6 protein-coding genes are annotated in these 3,710 nt (G+C 59.0%); 4 read left to right on the forward strand and 2 right to left on the reverse strand.

Annotated features, from left to right (window positions below; genetic code table 11):
- Window positions 1–155 precede the first annotated feature (155 nt).
- Together AKL29_RS24305 and AKL29_RS46720 are read left to right on the forward strand one after the other, a co-directional pair.
- The gene (locus AKL29_RS24305; protein WP_202814554.1) at window positions 156–581 is read left to right on the forward strand and encodes a DUF262 domain-containing protein; all 426 of its coding nucleotides are present in this window, start codon (window positions 156–158) and stop codon (window positions 579–581) included.
- Between the two features lie 182 nt (window positions 582–763).
- A complete protein-coding gene (locus AKL29_RS46720; RefSeq protein WP_430648891.1) occupies window positions 764–946 on the forward strand; it encodes a TIGR02391 family protein in 183 nt (60 codons plus the stop codon).
- Between the two features lie 537 nt (window positions 947–1,483).
- Here the strand turns inward: AKL29_RS46720 and AKL29_RS24310 are convergent.
- Together AKL29_RS24310 and AKL29_RS24315 are read right to left on the reverse strand one after the other, a co-directional pair.
- Window positions 1,484–2,050, reverse strand: coding sequence for a cupin domain-containing protein (locus AKL29_RS24310; RefSeq protein WP_028336075.1), 567 nt, complete (start codon window positions 2,048–2,050; stop codon window positions 1,484–1,486).
- Window positions 2,051–2,150: 100 nt separating this feature from the next.
- Complete coding sequence (locus tag AKL29_RS24315) at window positions 2,151–2,441, reverse strand: usg protein (protein WP_026192965.1); 291 nt, start codon at window positions 2,439–2,441, stop codon at window positions 2,151–2,153.
- 395 nt (window positions 2,442–2,836) lie between these two features.
- On the opposite strand from AKL29_RS24315, the gene groES reads away from it, so the two are divergent.
- Complete coding sequence (gene groES, locus AKL29_RS24320) at window positions 2,837–3,151, forward strand: co-chaperone GroES (RefSeq protein ID WP_021077770.1); 315 nt, start codon at window positions 2,837–2,839, stop codon at window positions 3,149–3,151.
- Window positions 3,152–3,193: 42 nt separating this feature from the next.
- Window positions 3,194–3,710, forward strand: a 517-nt coding sequence (locus tag AKL29_RS24325; protein ID WP_283809414.1) for a TCP-1/cpn60 chaperonin family protein, incomplete at its 3' end; no start/stop codon positions are given.

A 3,710-nucleotide genomic window follows, 5' to 3' on the forward strand; every position in this document is an offset into this window, starting at 1 on the left:
GTCAAGGCCAAAACTCCAACATTTCCAACGCTTGGGCGTTTTGACTGACCAATGGTGACTAACCAGACGGCCGACTGCCGAACTCCGGTTGACCCCTGCGTGCAACTAACCGCCTATACTCGGCAACCGCGATTCGCGCGTTTTTGGGGTGGGCCGTGTCCGAACCGATAAACATCCGGAAAATTATTGAAGAACTGCTCTCAGGCAGGATGCGCGTTCCAAACTTTCAACGCGGGTTTGTCTGGGACCCTGAGCGTGTAGCGTACCTTATGGACAGCATTTACAAGGGCTATCCATTTGGCTCGATACTGCTGTGGCGGACCAGACAAGAGCTATCGCATGAACGAAACCTTGGTCCGTTCAACCTGCCCCAGAACGATCCCGAGTATCCAACCGACTACATCCTTGATGGCCAACAACGGATCACGTCAATTTTTGGCGTATTCCAAACCGACATTGTACTGAACGAACCTCCCCTTTGGTCCCGCATTTTTTATGACTTTGGTGCCCCAGAGAACGCGCAGGAATCATCTTTCATCGCTCTCAACGACATGGATATCGATCCAAGGCGCGATCGTTAACTTACAAGTCGAGTACTTCATCAGGGCCAGCGGCGGCACCATTATTTTCAATCTTGTCGACCTTCCAGGTGCTTTGACGATTTGAGAACGGCGCGCAGGCAGCCATATGGATAATCACTCAGATTATTTGAACGCAGTCGGCTTTTTTCGACAAGCGTTTGTTGTTGTTTTTGCCTTGGCGCTTGCCGAAGGCGGAGCGTGAGAGTTTTGCGCATTTGTTTGCAGGTAGTATCGGTGCCTACAAGAATCCGCATTCGCACAGAGCGATTGCAATGAATGACCTGCGTGAGGCTCAACGCCAAGTTCTCTTGGCTACCCATCTCCTGTATATCGTTGATACGGCCAAGGCCCGCTTGGGCAACTAAGACCCGTAGCAGGCATCATGCCGTGTCAGGAGCAGTAGCAATCTCCGGCCCCTGCACTCCTTCGGCGCAAGCGGCAACAATCACGCGGATTGGTCAATCGTCTTGGCGAGTGGCATGGATTTGTGAGTCGTTCCAATAGATGTTGCGGACGAGGCGTCCGCCCTTCGGGACGTTCTCCGGACGCGCTGTGTACGACGCGACGAGATCAACGCGCTCGGGCTGAAGTCGATCGTCTCGGGCACGCTGACGACCTGCCTGATGGGCGCGATCGTGGGGATGCTGACGCAGCCGTAGCCGCAGTAGCCCGGATGCAGCGCAGCGCAATCCGGGACGGTTCGGCCGCGTATGGAAGCCCCGGATTTCGCTTCGCTGCATCCGGGCTACGTAATTTCGACCAGGTCGTCATGCCCGGGCATAGCCGTCCGAAGGACGGCGTCGCTTCCGCTCGCCTATGACCCGGGCATCCATCGGCCAAGGAGAATCTTTCGAAGCAGGATGGATGGCGGGTCAAGCCCGGCCATGACGGCCGCGAAAAGCCTACGCCTTCAGCTCCACCGTCTTGAACTCGGCCGGCAGGATCACCTCCAGCAGTTCGACGTCGTCGGAGTAGTCGAGGATCATGTGCTTGATGCGCGGCGGCTGGGTCCAGGCGCTGCCTTGCTGCATCAGCGTCTCGCCCTCGCCTTCCATGTAGGTCTTCACCCAGCCCTTGAGCACATAGACCATCTGGAAGTCGACATCGTGGAAGTGCAACTTCGACACTTCATCGGGGTTGCACGGTCCCTGAAGCCGGATGACGTGCGCCTGCGCGAGGCCATGCGAGGCGGCAGCGATGCCGAGGTCGCGGTACTTGGCGTAAGCGCGCAGCCCGTCGGCCTTGAAGTCGTCTTCGCGGTGATGGCTGATCGCAACGCGCTGTTTCGGCCGCGCCTTGGTCGCAGGTTTCGGCGCGCTCTTCTTCGCCGCCGGGACGCGGCCTTTCGACTTAATGGTCTTGCGCGCGGACGATTTCGCGGACGATTTCCTGGTGCCGGCGCCGAGCCCCGACCATTTCTTCTTCACTGCGGTCTTGGCTGCCGATCTTGATGCCGTCTTCTTGGCCATTGTTTCGCCTCCCGTCTTTTTGTGACGGAGAGAGGCTAACACAAGTCGCGCGCCGCGAGGCGAGCAAAGGCGCACAGCGCGCTTTTGCCCCCTTGCCCGGTCAATGCAGCCGGAACACGCCGTCGACGGCACGCAGCTCGGCCGGCTTGACCAGCTTGGAATGCGCCACCGTCACCGAAAACAGCGGGCCTTCGAGCTTCGCTTGCCAGAACGCGAGGAAATCCTGCAGCGCCGGAAATTTCGGAAACAGGTCGTAGTTCTGCCAGACATAGGTCTGCAGCAACGAGGGATGATCAGGCATCCGATAGAGGATTTGCGCCGTCGTCAGCCCGTACCCCAGCAACTGCTTCCGGAAATCGTCGGAAACAACCCCACCAACTCGCGAGACCATGCCAACCTCCTGTGACGGAGCGCATTCACGTGGTGGCCGACCTCCCCCGCCGGACCACCGGCAATGGATGCGCTCACATGAGAGAAATGTGACGCACGCGACTAACCCATCTCAAGCCTAAATGTTTAATAGGTTGTTGAAATTTCTTGCGTTGGCAGCAGCTTACCGCATCTGCTAATAGCCCCGGCGCCCCCTCTCGGGCGGCATTAAGGATGCCGAAATGATCTCGGCATCCTTCTGGCAGACCGCACTCACGAGTGCCAATTTTTCTGCTAGAGGCACTTGCCCGCCGCCAAGGCTTGGCCTATCTCCTGCCCAACCAGTCTGGCACTCGCTGGACTGGACTGCTAACTCTCCAAAAATCTACAGCATCTACAAATGTTTAGGAGGACTGCATGAAATTCCGTCCGCTTCACGACCGCGTCGTGGTCAAGCGCATCGACGCTGAAGAGAAGACAGCTGGCGGCATCATCATTCCGGACAGTGCCAAGGAAAAGCCCTCGCAGGGCGAAGTCATCGCCGTTGGCCCGGGCGGCCGCGATGAAGCCGGCAAGCTGATCCCCATCGACGTCAAGGTCGGCGACCGTGTCCTGTTCGGCAAGTGGTCGGGCACCGAGGTCAAGATCGACGGCGAAGACCTGCTGATCATGAAGGAAAGCGACATCATGGGCGTGCTCGACGTCCCCGCTTCCAAGAAGAAGGCGGCCTAAGCGCCTCTTTCCCTCCAGTCATTCTCTCAAGGAAAAACTCAGATGGCAGCTAAAGAAGTCAAATTCTCCGTCGAGGCGCGCGACAAGATGCTGCGCGGCGTCGACATCCTCGCCAATGCGGTGAAGGTGACCCTCGGCCCGAAGGGCCGCAACGTCGTGCTCGAGAAGTCGTTCGGCGCTCCCCGCATCACCAAGGACGGCGTCACCGTCGCCAAGGAGATCGAGCTCGAGGACAAGTTCGAGAACATGGGCGCCCAGATGGTGCGCGAAGTCGCCTCCAAGTCCGCTGACGCGGCCGGCGACGGCACCACCACCGCGACCGTGCTGGCCGCGGCGATCGTGAAGGAAGGCGCCAAGTCGGTCGCCGCCGGCATGAACCCGATGGACCTGAAGCGCGGTATCGACCTCGCGGTCGAAGCCGTCGTTGCGGACCTCCAGAAGAACTCCAAGAAGGTCACCTCGAACGAGGAGATCGCCCAGGTCGGCACCATCTCCGCCAACGGCGATGCCGAGATCGGCAAGTTCCTCTCCGACGCCATGAAGAAGGTCGGCAACGAGG

The sequence above is a fragment of the Bradyrhizobium pachyrhizi genome (assembly GCF_001189245.1).
Lineage (GTDB): Bacteria > Pseudomonadota > Alphaproteobacteria > Rhizobiales > Xanthobacteraceae > Bradyrhizobium > Bradyrhizobium pachyrhizi.